A 16,883-nucleotide genomic window follows, 5' to 3' on the forward strand; every position below is an offset into this window, starting at 1 on the left:
CCATAAGCAAGGAGAGTGATGATGGCGCGTTTAGTCGCAGTGTGGTGGCTCCTGTTGATGCCTTGGGTAAAGACATGGGCCAATTCTGTTGAGCTTTATACGGAAATTTCTAAACCTTATCAAAGCTTTGATAATGGCGAGCTACATGGCACTGTGGTGGACACGGTAAAGTGTATTTTAGAAAATATGGACATGGATTACCGAATCCAACTCTCACCTTGGAAGCGCGCCAGTCAGTCGTTGAAAACTGGCGGTGTGGATGGCTTTTTCTCTTCAACCTATAACTCAGAGCTCTCTGGTAATGCGACCTTGACGCACCCTCTAGTACTGGAAAAGTGGTATTGGGTGTACAGCGGTGACACCGTCAATTTTGACAAACTCGGCGTGGTGCATGGCAGTGCTCAAGATGCTTGGCTATCAGGCCAAACCATGTACACCCCCATCATCCGCGCCAAAGATTCGGCACAGTTGATCAACCTGCTACTGAAAAATCGCATCGAGGTGATCGCCATTGACCTGAATGCGTTCAACAGTGAAATTGCCTCCGGCTCTTACCCGATGGACCGAGTGTCGCAGCTTAACTCGCAGTTTTTGAAATTCTCTGCATTGGGCATTTACTTTAATAATGAGTTCGTCAACGAAAATGAAGGCTTCATGGCAAGGTTCAACAGCTATATTCCTGTCTGTTCGAGTGTTTCCTATTCGCTGAATGATAAGGAGGAGCAAGTGCTTAAGCAGTTCGCCATGCAAGATATTGTGCCTTTGGCGAAAAATGCGTTGGTCAGTGATGGCGTCGCGATAGCGAATAAAGATCCTCAGCACAGACAAATGAAAAACAATTTTGATGCCTTGATGGGCAATGCGCTCTCACAACATCTGATTCAAGTTCAGCAACAAAGCCAAGAGATCTTCTCCGAAATCATGGTTTTTGATGCTCAAGGCTATAACGTGGGACAAAGTGTGGTGACATCAGACTTGTGGCAAGGCGATGAGCCCAAATACTTGAGGCTCTTGAACGGCATTGACATGTTTATTGACGACATTCAGTACGATCCTTCGACCAATCTGTTTCAAACCCAAATCAGTGTTCCTATCCGCGACAGCCAAACAGGGCGATTTATCGGCGGTATGACGGTGGGCGTGAATCTGGAGCGATTCTTTCAAAACGACCAAGCAAAATGATTAAGTTCCAAGCTCAATCACACACATTGAATTAAAGCCCCGTGGCGTTTTGGACCGCTCGGACGACCTGCGCCGCCTCTTTTCGCTTGTGTACATGCAGCTTTTTATACAGTTTGTAGATGTGGCTTTTGACCGTACTTTCAGCGAGATAGAGTTGGTTGGCGATCTGCTGGTTAGATTTGCCATGATAGATTAAATCTAGAATCTGCTTCTCTCGGCAGGTCAAGTTGGCGTAGTAGTCGTGTTGGACGGTGTCCGGATCTCGATAGTGGAGCACGGTGTGTTCTAGGCATTTTCTGGGCAGCCACAATCCACCAGACAAAATGTATTTCACACTCTGTGTTAAGTGGTCGACCGAAGCGGATTGAAGGAGCAGGCCACGCAGAAACTTCCAACGCACGAAGGTAAAATTTTGCGCCTCCTCCGGTACGTTGTGAACCAGCAAACCAAATCCGAGCAACTCGAAGTCAGGCAGGACGTCTTCACGTAACATATCGTCCAAGTAGGCGTAATCCACCACGACCAGATCCACTTTGCGCTTACCGGAAAGCTCGACCAATTGCTCTGGAGCGCAGCTCTCAACACTGACATTCTTGATGGTTGAGAGCTGTTGTTGAATTAAGCTACTTTGCAAATTTTTTTGCGTCAGGAGCATCAGTGTATAGGTATCCATGGGTTTCCCATCCTGGCAACAAAATGAACGTCGAAAGCCTCTAAACATCGTCCTTTCAATAGGGGTAAGTATACGCCAGCGCCCAGTATGACTGCGTAAAATCATAAAGAGAGACTAGAAGCGGATTCGGGCGGTGACCTTTAGTTTCAACATGATCGGCGGTATATAAACTAAGCGCTTAGTCGGAACGTTGTTTTGTGATTTTAAATCAGTAGGTTAACTTTGCTCTGACTTTATCTTTCATCACGACTGTATGAGCGTGCAAGACTGAAATTAGCCGTAAACACGTCATACTTTTTCCCTCCAAAATAGTCATCTTCTTTCATACTTCAGTCAGCAGTTCCCGATAAGATATTGTTTTTAAAGATTAAAAAAACAAGCAGTGATAAGTGTTCACTAAATTGCTGGTGTCTGGCTTTAGACAGTCTTAGCGGTGAGACAATTCCAAATTGCGCACCCCCTATACTGAGCTTGCCTTAGGGCGAGGAACAATCAGTCAACTTAATGGAGTGCACATTATGAATCTTCAAAAAACCGGTATTGCTGTCGCGATGTCAGCGCTATTTGTGAGTGGTATAGCGTGGGCCGATAACAATAACAGTGACGACTTTCTAAGTCACAATACAGATTCAAGTAACAACTGGGACGACAGTGCCAACACCGTGACGCAAACGCAAACGGTGTATGACAATGATACCGACAACAGTGTGGCCAACAGTGGGAATACGGCGAATTTAGCCAGCGGCAACACCATGACGGACAACAGCGTTGACGATAGTGGTAACACAGCGACGTATACCGAAGCGAACACGGATACTGACAACAGTGTGGCCAATAGTGGAAATACGGCGAATTTAGCGAGTGGTAACACCATGACGGATAACAGTGTTGACGACAGTGGTAACACTGCTACGTATACCGAGGCGAATACTGATATCGACAACAGTGTTGACGATAGTGGTAATACTGCAACGGTCGCCAGTGGTAACACCAATTCCAGTACTAATGGCAGCTACAACGATGGCAGTGATAACAGTAATACTTGGAACAACAGTGCCAATACCTACACGAATACCTATGAGATTGATCTCGACTCCGACACGGTTGTGGCCAGCTCAACACTGGGCGGTAGCGTATCGGGTGTATCTGTCGTTTACGGTGCCGGTGGAAACAAAGGCCGTGTGAGCGTAGACAACATCAATCGTATGGATGGCTTTGGCAGTGCAGCGGGTATCGTGACTGTGGCGCAGAATGCGGGTTCAAACTCATTGATCCAACAGTCTGTATCCACTAACGCGTCTGTGTTTACCGATTAAGTTCGCACTCTAGGAGCAAAGCGATGCGTACAGCTCTATTCGTCCTGATGACGTTGGGCACGCTATCTGCTTATGCCGATGAGTTGATATTGGAACAACCGGGGCTGTCGGAGCAGCAACTCGACAGCTCCCGTGGAGGCCAATATCACATCGACATCGAGAGTGTGACTGCGTCGTCAGAGATAAATGGTATCAACGCAGGAAATGCGGTGACAAACAGTGTCACGGGGAACAACGTGATCGCGAGTAGTGCGCTCATGCACAGCTCAGGTATCACGAGCGTGGTCCAAAACACTGGCAATAATGTGTTGATACAAAACTCAACAGTTGTCAATTTAACACTGAAATGACCATGAAACTTTGGTGCGTAATTTTAGCTTGGGTAGGAGCGATGCTCTGTTCTTCTGCTCAAGCTCTCAATTTTCTCCCCCAGCGCGGAATGTACAGCGTGCCCGTAAAAAGCTACAAGGAGTTGCAGTTTGGTGACGTGCATCGTCAACAATACGATTTTAGTTGTGGCTCTGCGGCGCTGGCTTCCCTTCTGACTTACCACTACCAAACCCCTTCCGCCGAACAAGAGATATTTGAAGTGATGTTCTCAAATGGGGATCAAGCCCTCATTGAGCAACAGGGCTTTTCGTTGCTGGATATGAAGCAGTATCTTGACGCTCAAGGGCTGCGCGCAGATGGATTTCAGATCAGTTTGGAGAAAATGAAACAGGTAGGTGTCCCTGGGGTGACCTTAGTGAACTTTGACGGTTATCTTCACTTTGTGGTCATAAAGGGAATGAACCAACATTCTGTGATCTTAGGCGATCCTTCTCGTGGCACCATGATGATGAGCTTTGAAGAGTTTGAACAGTACTATCAAGGTGTTGTCCTGCTGATTCGCAATAAAGCGGAAGTGGGGAGGGCCTCGTTTATTACCGATGATCACTTCGCGGTTTATCATAGCGCACCATTAAGCACAGGGGTATCTCGAGAATCTCTCGGGGTATTTTCGATCACGTTACCAGAGGCCGGGGAATACTAGCCTTTAGGGCGACATTATGAAAACGGTAAAGGTGGTAATAGGAGTATTAGCCAGCATGGCGTCGATGTCCGTGTTTGCTGATGCCATTGATATACAGCAAGTTCAACTGACACCCATGAGTCAATCGAGATTGGCTCTGTATCGAGGAGGGTTTCAAATCAACAGAGACTACGTCATCAATATAGGCTTGAGTGTACGAAGCAGTGTTAATGGACAATCGGTCTTTAATACGCAAATCGCCAACTTGGTGTTTGAAAACGGTCAACTGCTCAAGCAGTCGGCGAACTATCAAGTCCGGCAAGCCAATCCAACGGACTCGTCGACTACAACGACTGCGGTGCCCGTCACCGATGTGGTGAATGTTGTTCAAGTAGGCGAAGGCAATCAGATTGCAGGAGATGTGAGTGTCAACCCAGCGGCGTTAGTCAATTCACTGGATGTGACCAACAGTACATCGGCGTCGATCACCTCAGCAAGCATCACTAATGTGATTCAAAATACACTCGATCACAGCGTGCTGGGGGTGGATACGATTGTCAATATTGACGCTCAAGTCAGCGGCTTAGTGCAACAGATTCGCAGTCGCACCAAGCTTCAAGATGCCTTATTGATCGGAGGATATTAGAAACTGAACGGCACCCTCACTGTCAGTTGGAAGTCGGGGGTGTCTTCGGTTAAGCCTGCCTGAGCGTTGACGTTCAATGACGATGTCTTTGAAAACGCGTAGTTGATACCAAAGTTGATCGAATCCAGTTGCAGTAGTTTTGCATCGTCCGCCTCTTCGCCATCCAGTGTGCTTTTCAATATCGTTTTGTGGCTCAAGCCGAGCGAAAACGACAGATCAGGATTGACTGAAAAGCCAATCCCCGCGCCTAATGAAAGGGTATCACCCAATTTTACGGCACTGCTGCTGTCCCCTACATTGACGTCATCTTCAAAATTGTAAATGTAGCTGAAACTGGTAAAGAGGACGGCAGGGTCGGTCGGATAGATCATCGAAAGGCTGGGCTCAATGCTCCAAAAACCGGATCCGGTTGGGACCTCTTTGTAGGTATTGGTGGTGTCGTCGATCTCGATGTCATAGGGCGACTTTCCGCTGTCTGATTTGACGCTTAGGCCGCCAATCCAGTAAGGCGTTGAGTCGACATTGAATTGATGGCGCAGCGCTAACTCCACATCGCCTAATCCCCCTCCATCTAGCGTGATATTGACCGTGTTGTCTTGCGCACCGTCTTGGATTGGGCGGGTAGAGATTTGATCGTTTCGATACACAAACGGTAAGCGCAGTTCCAACTCTGTTGTGTTGGTGAGTCCATAACGCGCACTCATCCCTGCGGTAATGGTGGTTCTGTCTGAATCACTCACCTCGATACGTCCAACAATCAGCGTCGGTAACACGGTATACCCAACCACAGAGACTTTATTGGATGAGTTTTGCGTGTAACTGAGTGAGGCGTCAAAAGTGAGTTTTCCTTTCGGTGTCAGTACGCCAGGTCGTGCGATCACATCGCCCACAGTTAACGGTCGAGCCGCCTCTTCTTGCGCGAATGTCGTGTTGGACAAGAGCAATGCGCTTAAGCAGGGTAGAGTCAAGGTTGTTAGGGAGAATTTCGTCAAGGGAAAGGACATCGGGTAAGCCTCTTCTATCCATAGGTACTTGATTAGATAGAACAGGGTGAGAGGCTCCGCTATGAACGAAAGTTTGTGTTGTGTCTCTTCTAAGCCCTGAGACGGTTAGACGTGTCGTGTTGCAGGCAAAAGGAGGAGAGAGTGTTCATACTTTTTCGTCTGCGGTTAAGGCCAACAACATGCTAGGGAGAGGATTTTACCGTTAAGGGAGAGATAAACTGTTGGCGAAATTCGCTCGGTGTCATCGCCTTAACCCCTTTGAATTGACGGTTAAAGTTGGAGAGGTTTTTAAAGCCGGTACGCTCTGCAACAAGGGAGATCGGCAAACGAGTACTGGCCAGCAGCTCGCAGGCTTTGCCCACGCGATACTGCTTGAGATGTTCAGAGAAACTTACCCCATAGTGTTTTTCAAACAATCGATAGGCGGAGCTTTCACTCATGTGCAGTGTTTGACACAACGCGGCCATTGTGATGCTTTGTGCGTAGTGCTGTTCAATGTAATGCGTGGCCAGTTCAATGCGGCGATCCGTGTCGTGCTGGGAGGAAAAAGGCTGTATACGATATGGTGAGGTACAGAGTTTGGTCGCCTTAAGATCGTCGGCAAGCGTGAGCAGCACGTCAATGACTTTGACCACCTGGTGATGGCGCGGCAGATGGATACACCCTTCCATGATGTTGGCCACTTTCTGGGCAATCTCAGGGCTAAAATGCAGCCCGTGCGCAGCTTGGCTCAGCAAGCGAGAGAGGTGTCTCGCTTCGGGCACTAAGTGCTGCAGTTGATCCACCCAGTGCTGTGAGAACCAAATGATCACCGTGTGTTGCTCATTGTTCTCTGAGGCAACACTTTTGCCTGCGAGCATGTGGGGCAGCCCAGGCCCATAAAGCAGCAGAGTATGATCCACAATCTCGCCAATCGCATCACCGGCGTAATAGTTACCCTGAAACACTGAGTGCGGATCGAGATAGAGCACCAACTCATACTCACTGTGATAGTGCCATGAGCAGGCGTACTGATCGTTGTGCTCTCGGCAACGAAATTCACGCACCAGCCAGTCAAAGCTAGGGGTGGTCAGTACATGCTCTTTAAATGGCTTCACAATGTGCTCCTTGGTTTGTCGTTAGCCTAGCTTTGTGACGCTTTTCTGTCAAAGATGAGTGTAAAGTTGAAGGAATAGTATCAAATCTGGCTCGAATACTACCATTATCGGCGGGGGATTGTCGTAGACTGACGGACATTGCTTGCGGCGTATTCGCCGTGTTCGTTCTCAATGTGTCTGGATGGGGAGTCCGCCATGTACCGGGATAAAACCGCACTCTATTTTATATTTACCACTTTTGTCACCGGCTTGTGCGGCGCGTTTTTCTATCCATTATCGAGTCTCTTCATTGTGCAAGAACTGGGTGCTTCACCATTGATGTTGAGCCTCTACATGGTGGTGGCGGTCAGCAGTTCGGTATGGGTCTCGTCGGCGATCGCCAAACGGTCAGACAGCCATTGGAATCGCAAAACCATTTTAGTCGTCTCGTTAAGCTGCTACCTCATTACCGTGGCGAGCTTTACTGTGATTCGTGACTACTGGTTGGCGGTTGCTGTGGTCACACTGTTCGGCAGCGTCAGTGGCGCTTCGTTTGGTCAATTGTTCGCTCTCGGCCGAGAGTATGGTGACCGTCATGTCGACAACAGCACGCGTTTTGTTGCAACCATGCGAGCGGGTCTAGCGATTGCGTGGGTGTTTGGTCCACCCGCAGCGTTTATGCTCAAAGCTCAGTTTGGCTTTAGCGCCTCGTTTGCGGTCTCGGCTGTGATCGTGGCCTTGGGTATTTGGGTGGTCGTCAAGCAGATCCCCTCGAATGTGGTGACGCAAGAGGAGCGCTCAGCAAGTCGCGTCAATAAACCTCTGGGTAAACGTGTGCTGCTGTACTGCGTGATCGTGGTGTGCGCGTTTTCTGCGAATAACCTCTACATCATCAGTATTCCGCTTTACCTCTCTCAAGAGTTAGTGGTCGATGCCAGTTGGCTTGGGCTGTTGTTTGGGGCTGCGGCCGCCTTTGAGATTCCGGTGATGCTGGCCGCCGGCCGTATGGCGGACAAATTTGGTACGACAAGGGTGATGACGACCGCGGTTGTCTCTGGTGCGCTGTTCTATTTGGTGATGCTCGTAGAAACCCAATTTAGCGTGATGCTGTTTGCTCAATTGCTGAATGGTTTCTTTATTGGGATATGCGCGACCTTAGGTATGGTGGCATTGCAAGACATGATGAAGGATCGCCTCGGCACCGCATCGACGCTGTTTTCCAACATGCTGAACATCAGTACCCTTGTTTCGAGCCTCGCGGTGGGTGTGGTCGCCGAGCTGTATAACTATTACAGCGCGTTATATCTCTGTTTAGCGGGGGCCATCACCGCTGCCTTATTACTGGTGGTGTTTGAAATGATGAGTCACAAAGCAGAACCCGAGTGTCACGCGCCGAGCGCGTGATGGGGGGCGCTGGGTCAACGGCGCTGTCACCGTTGACCTTAAGGTTCGCCTCGATGAATCGGCTATTTCGCCCGTGTTGCCCCATTTCTTTTACGAATAGGTGGCAGCATTTTCCGTCCAAACACATTGATCAAAGCGCCGGTAATGATCAATGTGCCGCCTAGGTAGGTCCAAAGCGATGGCACTTCATTAAAGACCCAAACACCAATTAGGGTAGAAAAAACGATTTGCACGTAAGAGTACGCCGAGGCTTTGCCTGCTTCTTGGGTTTGCATCGCTTTCGTTAAACCGTATTGACCAATTTGGGTGAAGATGCCCACTAGGACCAACATGCACAGGATTGGCAAGCTTGGCCAAACGACGTTATCGCCCATCAGTAGTAAAGAGGTAGGTAGGGCGACCAATGGGAAATAGAAAATGATCACTGAGCTGTCTTCGGTTTGGCTCAATTTACGAACGATGACGTAAGCAATCGAACTGCCAAACGCGCCGCCGAGCGCGAGCATCACACTAAGTGGAGGCAGTTCATGGTGAACACTGTCACTGAAGTTGGGTTGCATCATCACGGCAAGCCCGGTTAAACAGAGAGCGATGCACACTACTGTGGCGCTTTGAATGCGCTCCTTTAAAAACAGCACGCCAAGCAGCGCGGTGAACACCGGGTGTACGTATTGCAAGATGGTCGCTTCCGCAAGGGGAAGCGTGGTGACCGAATAGTAGACACACATCAAAGCGAAGGTGCCCACGGCGCCGCGAATGAGGAGCAATTTACGATTGTGTCCCCATACCGAGAGGCGCTTACGCTTCACATCCAGATAGCTGATGATGAGCGACACCAATGCCCTCGCTGCAACAATCTCAAACACAGGAATACCGTGCTCACTGACGTACTTGACGCTTGCCGACATCAGAGCAAAGCCCAGTGCAGACAAGAGCATAAATCGAACCCCAACGGGGATAAGGTAGGTTGGCGTAGTGACGTTCATAGCAGTAAATGGCTCAAGGGGAGCTTGAGCTGACTTCTCATTATTATTCGCAATAGCCTCGCATCATACGCCAAGCCTTGCTGGGTAGATAGGTTAGATTGTGGATGACAGTTCTTGATGGGCAAAATCAATCAGCGCGCGGACTTTACGTGGAATTTCATGCCCGGCTAGATAGATGGCGTACATCGAACGTGTGCCGAGGTCGTAATCGTCCAGTACCCGAACCAAACGCCCACTTTTGATGCCAGCGTGAGTGACAAAATCGGGGCACAAAGCGATACCCATCCCTTGCTCTGCCCACTCTTGTGCCACGCGCGCACTGTTGACTTTAAGTTGGCTGCGTGGTTTGAAGTCACTCTGGACGCCCTCTCGCGTAAATGTCCAACGTTGGTAACCTTGCCGATTGGTGTCAATAATCAACCTATGTTGCGCTAAATCGTCGATGCTAATCGGCGTGCCGTGGGCGGCCAAATACTCCGCAGAGGCCACTAACTGGCTGTGAATAATGCCTAACTTACGGCCACGAACGGAAGCGTTGTCGGGCAGGCCGATGCGAAAAGCAAGATCAAATCCCTCCATCGCTAGATCAACGAAATCATCGGTTAAGCGCAGGTCGAGTTCAATCTCTGGATGAAGCAAGGCAAAGCGGCGCAGTAGATCTTGCAGGTAGAGTTCACCAAAGGTGATGGGGGCGGAGATTTTGAGTGGCCCAGAGAGTTGTTGATGACTGCGACCGACTTGCTCGAACAGTTCGTCAAATTCGGCGAGAAGACGTGGCGCTTGCTCGAGTAGGCGCAACCCCGCACTGGTGACACTGACATTGCGTGTCGTGCGTTGCAACAGGCGGGCGCCGACCTGCGCTTCCAATTGAGCCACATATTTGGAGGTGAGTCGGTTAGAGATGCCAAGCCTTTGCGCCGCAGCGGTAAACGAACCCGTTTGCGCGGTGGCGACAAAGGCTCTAAGTCCGTCCATTTTATCCACGGGTATCCTCCTATGATCAATCGAAATGGGGAACATTCTTGCGAATGAAATTACGAACAAAATATAGATAATTATTCCACATAATCTACATAGTGTTCATTATTTATTTTGCGCATACTGAGTTCATCCGCTCCTACTTACAAGGGAGCATCTCCAGCGAATACTATGAGGCACAACAATGACCAACGTGACTTATCAACAACTAAAACGCTCATTGAGCGCATCCGAACGCATGCCAGTGATCTTCCTGGGTCATGGCTCACCGATGAATATCATTGAAGACAATCGCTACAGTCGTTCGTGGATGGAACTGGGCGCCAGTTTACCTACTCCTCAAGCGATCTTGGTGCTGTCTGCTCATTGGATGAGCCAAGGCTCGACCCTGGTCGATGTTTCTGCGCAGCCTCGCACCATTCATGATTTTTACGGCTTTCCCAAGGCCCTGTATGAAGAGCAATATCCGGCCCCCGGGGCACCAAGGCTCGCGCGAGAAGTGGTGCAGTTGCTTGACCACATCAACGCCCATGAAGATGAGGCGTGGGGGCTTGATCACGGCGCGTGGGCGCTGCTGAAATCTCTTTACCCAGAGGCCAACGTTCCTGTGTTCCAGATGTCGATTGATGTTACGAAGCCGCTCGACTGGCATCTCAATCTCGGTAAAACATTGCGTGAACTTCGCCACCGTGGCGTCTTAATTCTCGGCTCTGGCAACGTGGTGCACAACCTACGCGCTCTGGATTTAGACGGTCATGTTCATGATTGGGCGCTAGAGTTCGATGATAAAGTCGGTCAGGCGCTGCAAACGCGACGCTTTTCATCCTTGGCGGATACGCGTGAGCTGGGTTCTCTGCTTTATCAAGCGAATCCAACGCTTGAGCACTATGTGCCTGCGCTAACGGTTGCGGGAGCGTCGGATGAACAAGATCGGCTTTTCTCTATCACAGGTGGCATTGAACTGGGCGCGGTGTCGATGCGTTCATTCCTCTTTTATTGATAAAGCCAATGGGTGCATGCTAGTGTGTGAGGTGGTAGTCTCGAAGCTGTTCAATAGCCTAGCGTCATCACGACGGAAAAAGAGACCATTTGATGGGACGAGCATCCACCAATCAGCAAAATCAGACATCTTCGGCAACACCAAGTGCCCAATCACGTAAAAGCTTAGCGATTTTATTCGAGTTACTGGCTTTTGTGCGTCCTTATCGCTGGCAGGTCATCGGCGCGTTGATTGCGTTGGTGGTGACTGCCTCGTTGACGCTTTCGGTGGGTCAAGGGGTACGCATGCTTATCGACAATGGCTTTTCGCAGCAGTCATTGGCGGAGCTTGAGCAAGCGATCCTTTATATCGTGGCAGTCACCATCATGATTGCGGTGGGCACCTTCTTTCGCTTTTATCTGGTCTCATCGGTGGGGGAACGTGTCAGTGCGGATATACGCCTCGCGGTGTTTAATCATGTGATTTCTTTGCACCCCAGTTACTTTGAAACCAACAGCAGCGGCGAGATCATGTCACGCCTCACCACCGATACCACCTTGTTGCAAAGTATCATTGGATCCTCTTTCTCCATGGCGATGCGCAGCGCACTCATGTGTTTAGGCGCGATAGTGATGCTGTTTGCCACCAATGTGAAATTAACTTTGGTGGTGCTGGCGTCCGTGCCGTTTGTGTTGGTCCCGATTCTTTTTTATGGCCGTAAAGTTCGCGCTTTATCACGACGTAGCCAAGACTCGATGGCGGATGTCGGCAGTTACGCCGGCGAAGCGGTCGAACAGATTAAAACGGTGCAAAGTTATTCTCGTGAGGCGTTTGAGCGCGCGGCCTTTGCCACTGAAGTTGAAAAGGCCTACGACGTTGGCCGTCAGCGAGTGAAGCAGCGCGCCATATTGATTTCCGGAGTGATTGTGATCGTATTTACTGCGATTGCTGGAATGCTTTGGGTCGGCGGTAGAGATGTGATTCATGGCACCATGTCGGCTGGCGATTTGGGCGCGTTCGTGTTCTACGCCATTATGGTCGCCTCCTCGTTAGGCACATTGTCTGAGGTCATGGGCGAGCTGCAACGCGCGGCGGGGGCAACAGAGCGTTTGGTCGACATTCTTCAAGTGCAAAGTGATATTGTGGGGCCGAGTGAGGCCATGAGCGACAGCCCAATCCAAGGAGCGAGCGTGCAACTGGAGCAGGTGACGTTTTACTACCCATCGCGGCCAGATGTGGCGGCAATCGATAACCTCTCGCTTAAGGTCGCAGATGGTCAAGTGCTGGCGCTTGTTGGTCCGTCAGGCGCAGGAAAAACCACGCTGTTTGAACTGCTACAACGCTTTTATGACCCGCAATCTGGTCAGGTGCGCATAGCAGGGCGTGATGTGAAGCAGTTTGAACCGAGTCAACTGCGCGAGTATATGGCGCTGGTTCCCCAGCAGCCAACCCTGTTTAGCCAAGATGTGATGCACAATATTCGTTATGGTCGCCCAGACGCGAGTGATGAAGAGGTGATGCTGGCGGCGAAAAAAGCCCATGCGCACGAGTTCATTATGGCGCTGCCTGACGGTTACCACAGTTTTCTCGGCGAGCGCGGTGTGCGTTTGTCCGGTGGTCAAAGGCAGCGCATTGCGATTGCGCGAGCGATTCTGAAAGATCCTGCGATATTACTGCTCGATGAGGCCACCAGTGCACTCGACAGTGAAAGTGAACATCACGTTCAGCAGGCGCTTGAGCAACTGATGCAAGGCCGCACGACGTTGATCATTGCGCATCGTCTATCGACCATTCAACATGCGGACAGTATTGCTGTACTCGACGGGGGCCGGTTAGTTGACCAAGGCAGCCATGCGGCGCTGCTCGAGTCATGTGAGCTCTATCAGCGCCTGGTTGAATTACAATTTAGCCACCAAGCAGGCGAGCGCCCATCGCTGGTAGGGTAATCTGCATGGATTCTCCTTCGGCGGGGAGGGCGTGCTTGTCGAGTAAGTCGGTTAACACAAACACCGGTTTGGTGAGCTTCCACAGTGGAATAGAGACGATTTGATTTTGGTTGCTGACGTTAAAGGCGGCAACAATCACTTCATCGCCTAGGGTACGCGCAAACACAAAGCTGTTGTCGTCGTGTACCAGAGGGACGTAATCACCGTATTGCAGCGCTGGGTGTTGTTTGCGCACGGCGATCAATGCCTGAAACAGAGCCAGAGTGGGGTTGGCATCCACCTTATCCCACGGCATGCAGCGGCGATTATCGGGGTCATGACTGCCTTCGAGTGCCAATTCACTGCCGTAATAGACGCAAGGTACGCCGACATAGCTAAATAGCAGCGTGGCAGCCAAGGCGTATTTGTCGGGTTCCTCTTTAACTAGCTCAATAAAGCGCGCAGTATCGTGGCTGTCGAGCTGATTCAACTGCGCTAATTGATTGGCCCACGGCAGTTTCGCTCTCGCCTCGGCTTGCCAATCCAAAAACTCGCTCACATTGATGTCGATTGGGTCAAACGCGATGTCTAAGCCTGTCAGCAGCGCTCTGAGTGGGTGTGCAAACCCATAGTAGTTCATTGCGCCATCTTCTTGATCGCCTTGCAGCCATTGAGTCGCTTCAAAGAAGTGCTCACCCAGTACGTAGCAATCCGGGTTGACTTGCTTGGCGGCGTCACGAAAAGCTTTGACGTAGTGCGCGTTGTTCTTTGCCCCTTCTCCTTCGCCCAGCATATGAATCACATCAAATCGCCAAGCATCAATGGAGTAGGGCGGTTTTAGCCAATGCTTGATCACCGCATCGTCCCCTTGATAGAGGTATTCTCTTACCTCTGGATTGTCAAAATTGAGCACAGGCAGGGATTGTATGCCCTTCCAACCGATGTAATCTTGGCCCTCATCATTAAACAAGTAGTAATCACGGTAAGGTGAGTTCACCGATTGATACGCGCCTAGGGTGTCATGCCAGCCTTGCAAGTTAAACCACGGGTGCTCGGTGGAGGTATGATTGAAGACGGCGTCCAACATGATGCGCATGTTTCGCGCACGTAATTGCTCACATAATTGAGCAAAATGGGCGTTGCTGCCAAGGTGGTCGTCGACGTTGCGATAATCCGCGGTGTCATACTTATGGTTGCTGGGTGCGGTAAAAATCGGATTGAGGTAGAGCGCCGTCACACCCAGTGATTGTAAGTAATCGAGTTTGCTTTCAACGCCGTAGAGATCGCCGCCATAAAATTCGCAGCCGCCATTGCCCTCCAAATCGACGGGTTCGCCCCAATGTTTACGGGTGACTGGCTTAGTACCACGAGACACCAGATACTCGCCCTCTTTCACGCTTAACTCGGGCTTGCCGTTGCAAAAGCGGTCAGGGAAAATTTGGTAAAACACTTGTTGGCTGACCCACTTAGGTGGCTGATGTTCGCGATTGTACTTAAAGTGCGTCTCTTTACCCGGCATGCGGGTGCTCACTTGTCGGCCATCGAGCCAGTATTGACGCTGGTTGCTCAGCAGCTTGAAGACATAGTGCGTGATGGCGCGATCTTGATTGAGTGGGAAACTGGCCGACCAGATATCCAAATAGGGCGTCTCGTCGACGCGGGTCATGGCCACCAAATACTCTTCGTTGTCGGGTTCATGGCGCACGAGAACCTTATCAAAGTGAATGCCTTTTTCCGTCGCTAAACGCACGGTGAGGATAGGTTTGGTCTCATCTAGCGTGACCCAATCGCGAGATTGGCCATGAAAAAGATATGGCAGCGTCATAGTGTTTCCCCGAGTTCCAGGTAAAAGGCGCACAGTGGCGTAAAATTCAGGGTGGCTCGGCCAATCCCATTTTTGACCTGCAGCTGGTGTGTGTCGCCGCTTAGGCAGTTGGTCAAAGCGTAGGTCCCCTCAGTGAGTAGCCATTGGGCGATGAGCGCTTCGTTGAACGTTAACGTCACCTCATGAGACTGCGTTTGGCTAAAATTGGTGGCGATGATCAAGGTTTGCGTCGAGCAAGAGCGCGCGAAGGCGTACAGGTAATCTGCGCCATCACCAAAGGCTTGGTGGTTGTCGGCATAGAGATCATGGTAGTCGCCACACAGCGCAGGGCTGTTTAACGTTAAGTTAAGCAGCCTTTGGTAGAAGTGACGCAGTGTGCGTTCTTGCTCGGTGAGTTGGCCGCCATCAAACTGGCCGTTATTCATCCAGCGTTGGTGATGAGGGACACCAACGTAGTCAAAAATAGAGGTTCGAGACGGCTGGCCATAGCCGGCCATTTCAGCGCCGGGTTCTGCAACTTCTTGGCCGAAATAGATCATGGTCGGCGCGCTCGATAGGCACGCCGAGACTAACATGGCCGGTATGGCGTTTTCACCCGAAGCGCAACACGCGGGTGAAGCGAGACGTTGCTCGTCATGGTTCTCCATAAATTTGAGCATATGATGCTCAATATCGCGCAGTTGGTATTCAATGCGGCCTATCTCGCTGGTGGAAGCGCAGCCTTTGGTGACCTTAACCAGGTGGTCATACAGATCCACCTTGTCGTAGAGGTAGTCCATCTTGCCCAGTTGGATGTAATCACGATAACGGTCGGGTTCATATACCTCGGCAATCAAGATCGCGTCGGCGTTGGTGTGCTTAATGTGTGCGTTGAGGTAGCTCCAAAACTCGACCGGCACCATCTCGGCCATATCAAATCGAAATCCGTCGACGCCTTTGTCTAGCCAGTAAAGCGCGATATCACGAAATTTCGTCCAAGAGTCCGGCACATTTTGCGATTGCCAAAAATGCAGGTGTTCGCCGCAATCTAAATGGCGATAGTGCGGAGGCAGAGAGGCAAAATCGTGGCTACCATCGGGCCTTACCCCATAATTGATTTTTACCGTTTCATACCAGTCGTCGGCGTTGGGCTGAGCCAAGCGTGAACCGTTGCCGGTCCATTTGGCTGGGTACTCAACGTACGCTTCTTCTAATGCGGGGTGAGATTCTCCCCCGAGCGGGGGATTCGTCGCCAATTCGTCAGGCACTGAGAAGTGTTCGCCGGGCAAGTAATAGAAATTATTGTCACGATGATAGGTTAACGAGGTGTCATCGTCAGCGCCAAAATCGCGCACGCCAGGCGGGTTATTGTGTCCTTGGTAGACCCGCGCGACATGGTTCGGCACGATGTCGATGATCACTTTAAGCCCCGCTTTATGGGTGCGAGCAATCAGCGCATCAAACTCTTGATTCCTGTTTTCTGGATTGTCGGCAAGGTCGGGATTGACGCTGTAATAGTCCTTCACGGCATAGGGCGACCCTGCTCTGCCTTTAACGATACTGGGGTGATCACTGCGTATTCCACATTGCGAATCGTCGGTGACCCGCGCATGGTGCGGCACACCGGTATACCAAATATGGGAGATGCCGAGATCTCGAATCGCCTCAAGGGCGCGAGGCGTAAAATCGCTGAATTTTCCAACACCATTTTGCTCGCGAGTTCCCCAAGGGACGTTGGCGGTAGAGGTGTTGCCAAAAAGGCGAGTAAAGACTTGGTACAGGGTAATTTTGTGCATGCTTTGCCACTCGCTCGGGTATTGATCGGATGAGAGCAAAGTGTAGAACACCCTGATCCTGGCCTCCTCATCCTCGGTAGAACGATTAGGGGCGTAGAGGGC

The 16,883-nt window shown here is 50.6% G+C and carries 15 protein-coding genes; 8 read left to right on the plus strand and 7 right to left on the minus strand.

Features of this window, described 5'->3' with window-relative positions; all coding sequences use genetic code 11:
• The first annotated feature begins 18 nt into the window (after positions 1 to 18).
• Positions 19 to 1,182 carry a transporter substrate-binding domain-containing protein gene (locus tag AC6R0L_RS17590; protein WP_500629979.1) on the plus strand — a complete coding sequence of 388 codons (1,164 nt, stop codon included), beginning with the start codon at positions 19 to 21 and terminating at the stop codon, positions 1,180 to 1,182.
• 31 nt (positions 1,183 to 1,213) lie between these two features.
• Here AC6R0L_RS17590 and AC6R0L_RS17595 read toward each other — a convergent pair whose 3' ends face one another.
• Positions 1,214 to 1,855 carry a helix-turn-helix transcriptional regulator gene (locus AC6R0L_RS17595; RefSeq protein ID WP_500629980.1) on the minus strand — a complete coding sequence of 214 codons (642 nt, stop codon included), beginning with the start codon at positions 1,853 to 1,855 and terminating at the stop codon, positions 1,214 to 1,216.
• A 518-nt stretch (positions 1,856 to 2,373) separates the two neighbouring features.
• Here AC6R0L_RS17595 and AC6R0L_RS17600 point away from each other — a divergent pair.
• Genes AC6R0L_RS17600 through AC6R0L_RS17615 form a run of 4 tightly spaced genes read left to right on the plus strand, consistent with a single transcriptional unit; the run spans position 2,374 to position 4,829 of the window.
• On the plus strand, positions 2,374 to 3,171 hold the full coding sequence (locus AC6R0L_RS17600) for a hypothetical protein (protein ID WP_487901618.1): 798 nt from the start codon (positions 2,374 to 2,376) through the stop codon (positions 3,169 to 3,171).
• Positions 3,172 to 3,194: 23 nt separating this feature from the next.
• Positions 3,195 to 3,521 (plus strand): carbon storage regulator, encoded by a 327-nt coding sequence (locus AC6R0L_RS17605; protein ID WP_334551568.1) that lies wholly within the window; start codon positions 3,195 to 3,197, stop codon positions 3,519 to 3,521.
• Positions 3,522 to 3,523: 2 nt separating this feature from the next.
• Positions 3,524 to 4,204: a C39 family peptidase gene (locus tag AC6R0L_RS17610; RefSeq protein ID WP_500629981.1), complete on the plus strand. Its 681-nt coding sequence runs from the start codon at positions 3,524 to 3,526 to the stop codon at positions 4,202 to 4,204.
• 16 nt (positions 4,205 to 4,220) lie between these two features.
• The gene (locus AC6R0L_RS17615; protein WP_500629982.1) at positions 4,221 to 4,829 is read left to right on the plus strand and encodes a hypothetical protein; all 609 of its coding nucleotides are present in this window, start codon (positions 4,221 to 4,223) and stop codon (positions 4,827 to 4,829) included.
• On the opposite strand, the gene AC6R0L_RS17620 is transcribed toward AC6R0L_RS17615, so the two are convergent.
• Together AC6R0L_RS17620 and AC6R0L_RS17625 are read right to left on the minus strand one after the other, a co-directional pair.
• Complete coding sequence (locus AC6R0L_RS17620) at positions 4,826 to 5,833, minus strand: transporter (protein WP_500629983.1); 1,008 nt, start codon at positions 5,831 to 5,833, stop codon at positions 4,826 to 4,828. The genes AC6R0L_RS17615 and AC6R0L_RS17620 overlap by 4 nt on opposite strands.
• 182 nt (positions 5,834 to 6,015) lie before the next feature.
• A complete protein-coding gene (locus AC6R0L_RS17625) occupies positions 6,016 to 6,930 on the minus strand; it encodes a helix-turn-helix domain-containing protein (RefSeq protein WP_487901614.1) in 915 nt (304 codons plus the stop codon).
• Between the two features lie 195 nt (positions 6,931 to 7,125).
• On the opposite strand from AC6R0L_RS17625, the gene AC6R0L_RS17630 reads away from it, so the two are divergent.
• A complete protein-coding gene (locus tag AC6R0L_RS17630; protein WP_487901613.1) occupies positions 7,126 to 8,313 on the plus strand; it encodes a sugar efflux transporter in 1,188 nt (395 codons plus the stop codon).
• 62 nt (positions 8,314 to 8,375) lie between these two features.
• Here AC6R0L_RS17630 and AC6R0L_RS17635 read toward each other — a convergent pair whose 3' ends face one another.
• Positions 8,376 to 9,299 carry a DMT family transporter gene (locus AC6R0L_RS17635; RefSeq protein WP_487901612.1) on the minus strand — a complete coding sequence of 308 codons (924 nt, stop codon included), beginning with the start codon at positions 9,297 to 9,299 and terminating at the stop codon, positions 8,376 to 8,378.
• 93 nt (positions 9,300 to 9,392) lie between these two features.
• Positions 9,393 to 10,274: a LysR family transcriptional regulator gene (locus AC6R0L_RS17640; protein WP_487901659.1), complete on the minus strand. Its 882-nt coding sequence runs from the start codon at positions 10,272 to 10,274 to the stop codon at positions 9,393 to 9,395.
• Positions 10,275 to 10,461: 187 nt separating this feature from the next.
• On the opposite strand from AC6R0L_RS17640, the gene ygiD reads away from it, so the two are divergent.
• Positions 10,462 to 11,277: a 4,5-DOPA-extradiol-dioxygenase gene (gene ygiD / locus AC6R0L_RS17645; RefSeq protein WP_500629984.1), complete on the plus strand. Its 816-nt coding sequence runs from the start codon at positions 10,462 to 10,464 to the stop codon at positions 11,275 to 11,277.
• Positions 11,278 to 11,369: 92 nt separating this feature from the next.
• Positions 11,370 to 13,202, plus strand: a complete 1,833-nt coding sequence (locus AC6R0L_RS17650; RefSeq protein ID WP_500629985.1) for an ABC transporter ATP-binding protein/permease — start codon at positions 11,370 to 11,372, stop codon at positions 13,200 to 13,202.
• Here the strand turns inward: AC6R0L_RS17650 and malZ are convergent.
• A complete protein-coding gene (gene malZ / locus AC6R0L_RS17655; protein ID WP_500629986.1) occupies positions 13,162 to 15,006 on the minus strand; it encodes a maltodextrin glucosidase in 1,845 nt (614 codons plus the stop codon). The two genes, AC6R0L_RS17650 and malZ, sit on opposite strands and share 41 nt — an antisense overlap.
• Positions 15,003 to 16,781: an alpha-amylase family protein gene (locus AC6R0L_RS17660; RefSeq protein WP_487901658.1), complete on the minus strand. Its 1,779-nt coding sequence runs from the start codon at positions 16,779 to 16,781 to the stop codon at positions 15,003 to 15,005. Before AC6R0L_RS17660 ends, malZ begins: the two co-directional genes overlap by 4 nt.
• Between the last annotated feature and the right edge of the window lie 102 nt (positions 16,782 to 16,883).

Source organism: Vibrio sp. R15-SG3-ISO1A (assembly GCF_059833955.1).

Bases quoted from the DNA above. Each gene is read 5' to 3' on its own strand.
- AC6R0L_RS17615 (WP_500629982.1), top strand. From the start codon at position 4,221: ATGAAAACGGTAAAGGTGGTAATAGGAGTATTAGCCAGCATGGCGTCG.
- AC6R0L_RS17620 (WP_500629983.1), bottom strand. From the start codon at position 5,833: ATGTCCTTTCCCTTGACGAAATTCTCCCTAACAACCTTGACTCTACCC.
- AC6R0L_RS17605 (WP_334551568.1), top strand. From the start codon at position 3,195: ATGCGTACAGCTCTATTCGTCCTGATGACGTTGGGCACGCTATCTGCT.
- malZ (WP_500629986.1), bottom strand. From the start codon at position 15,006: ATGACGCTGCCATATCTTTTTCATGGCCAATCTCGCGATTGGGTCACG.
- AC6R0L_RS17600 (WP_487901618.1), top strand. From the start codon at position 2,374: ATGAATCTTCAAAAAACCGGTATTGCTGTCGCGATGTCAGCGCTATTT.
- AC6R0L_RS17630 (WP_487901613.1), top strand. From the start codon at position 7,126: ATGTACCGGGATAAAACCGCACTCTATTTTATATTTACCACTTTTGTC.
- AC6R0L_RS17590 (WP_500629979.1), top strand. From the start codon at position 19: ATGATGGCGCGTTTAGTCGCAGTGTGGTGGCTCCTGTTGATGCCTTGG.
- AC6R0L_RS17635 (WP_487901612.1), bottom strand. From the start codon at position 9,299: ATGAACGTCACTACGCCAACCTACCTTATCCCCGTTGGGGTTCGATTT.
- AC6R0L_RS17640 (WP_487901659.1), bottom strand. From the start codon at position 10,274: ATGGACGGACTTAGAGCCTTTGTCGCCACCGCGCAAACGGGTTCGTTT.
- ygiD (WP_500629984.1), top strand. From the start codon at position 10,462: ATGACCAACGTGACTTATCAACAACTAAAACGCTCATTGAGCGCATCC.
- AC6R0L_RS17610 (WP_500629981.1), top strand. From the start codon at position 3,524: ATGAAACTTTGGTGCGTAATTTTAGCTTGGGTAGGAGCGATGCTCTGT.
- AC6R0L_RS17660 (WP_487901658.1), bottom strand. From the start codon at position 16,781: ATGCACAAAATTACCCTGTACCAAGTCTTTACTCGCCTTTTTGGCAAC.
- AC6R0L_RS17595 (WP_500629980.1), bottom strand. From the start codon at position 1,855: ATGGATACCTATACACTGATGCTCCTGACGCAAAAAAATTTGCAAAGT.
- AC6R0L_RS17650 (WP_500629985.1), top strand. From the start codon at position 11,370: ATGGGACGAGCATCCACCAATCAGCAAAATCAGACATCTTCGGCAACA.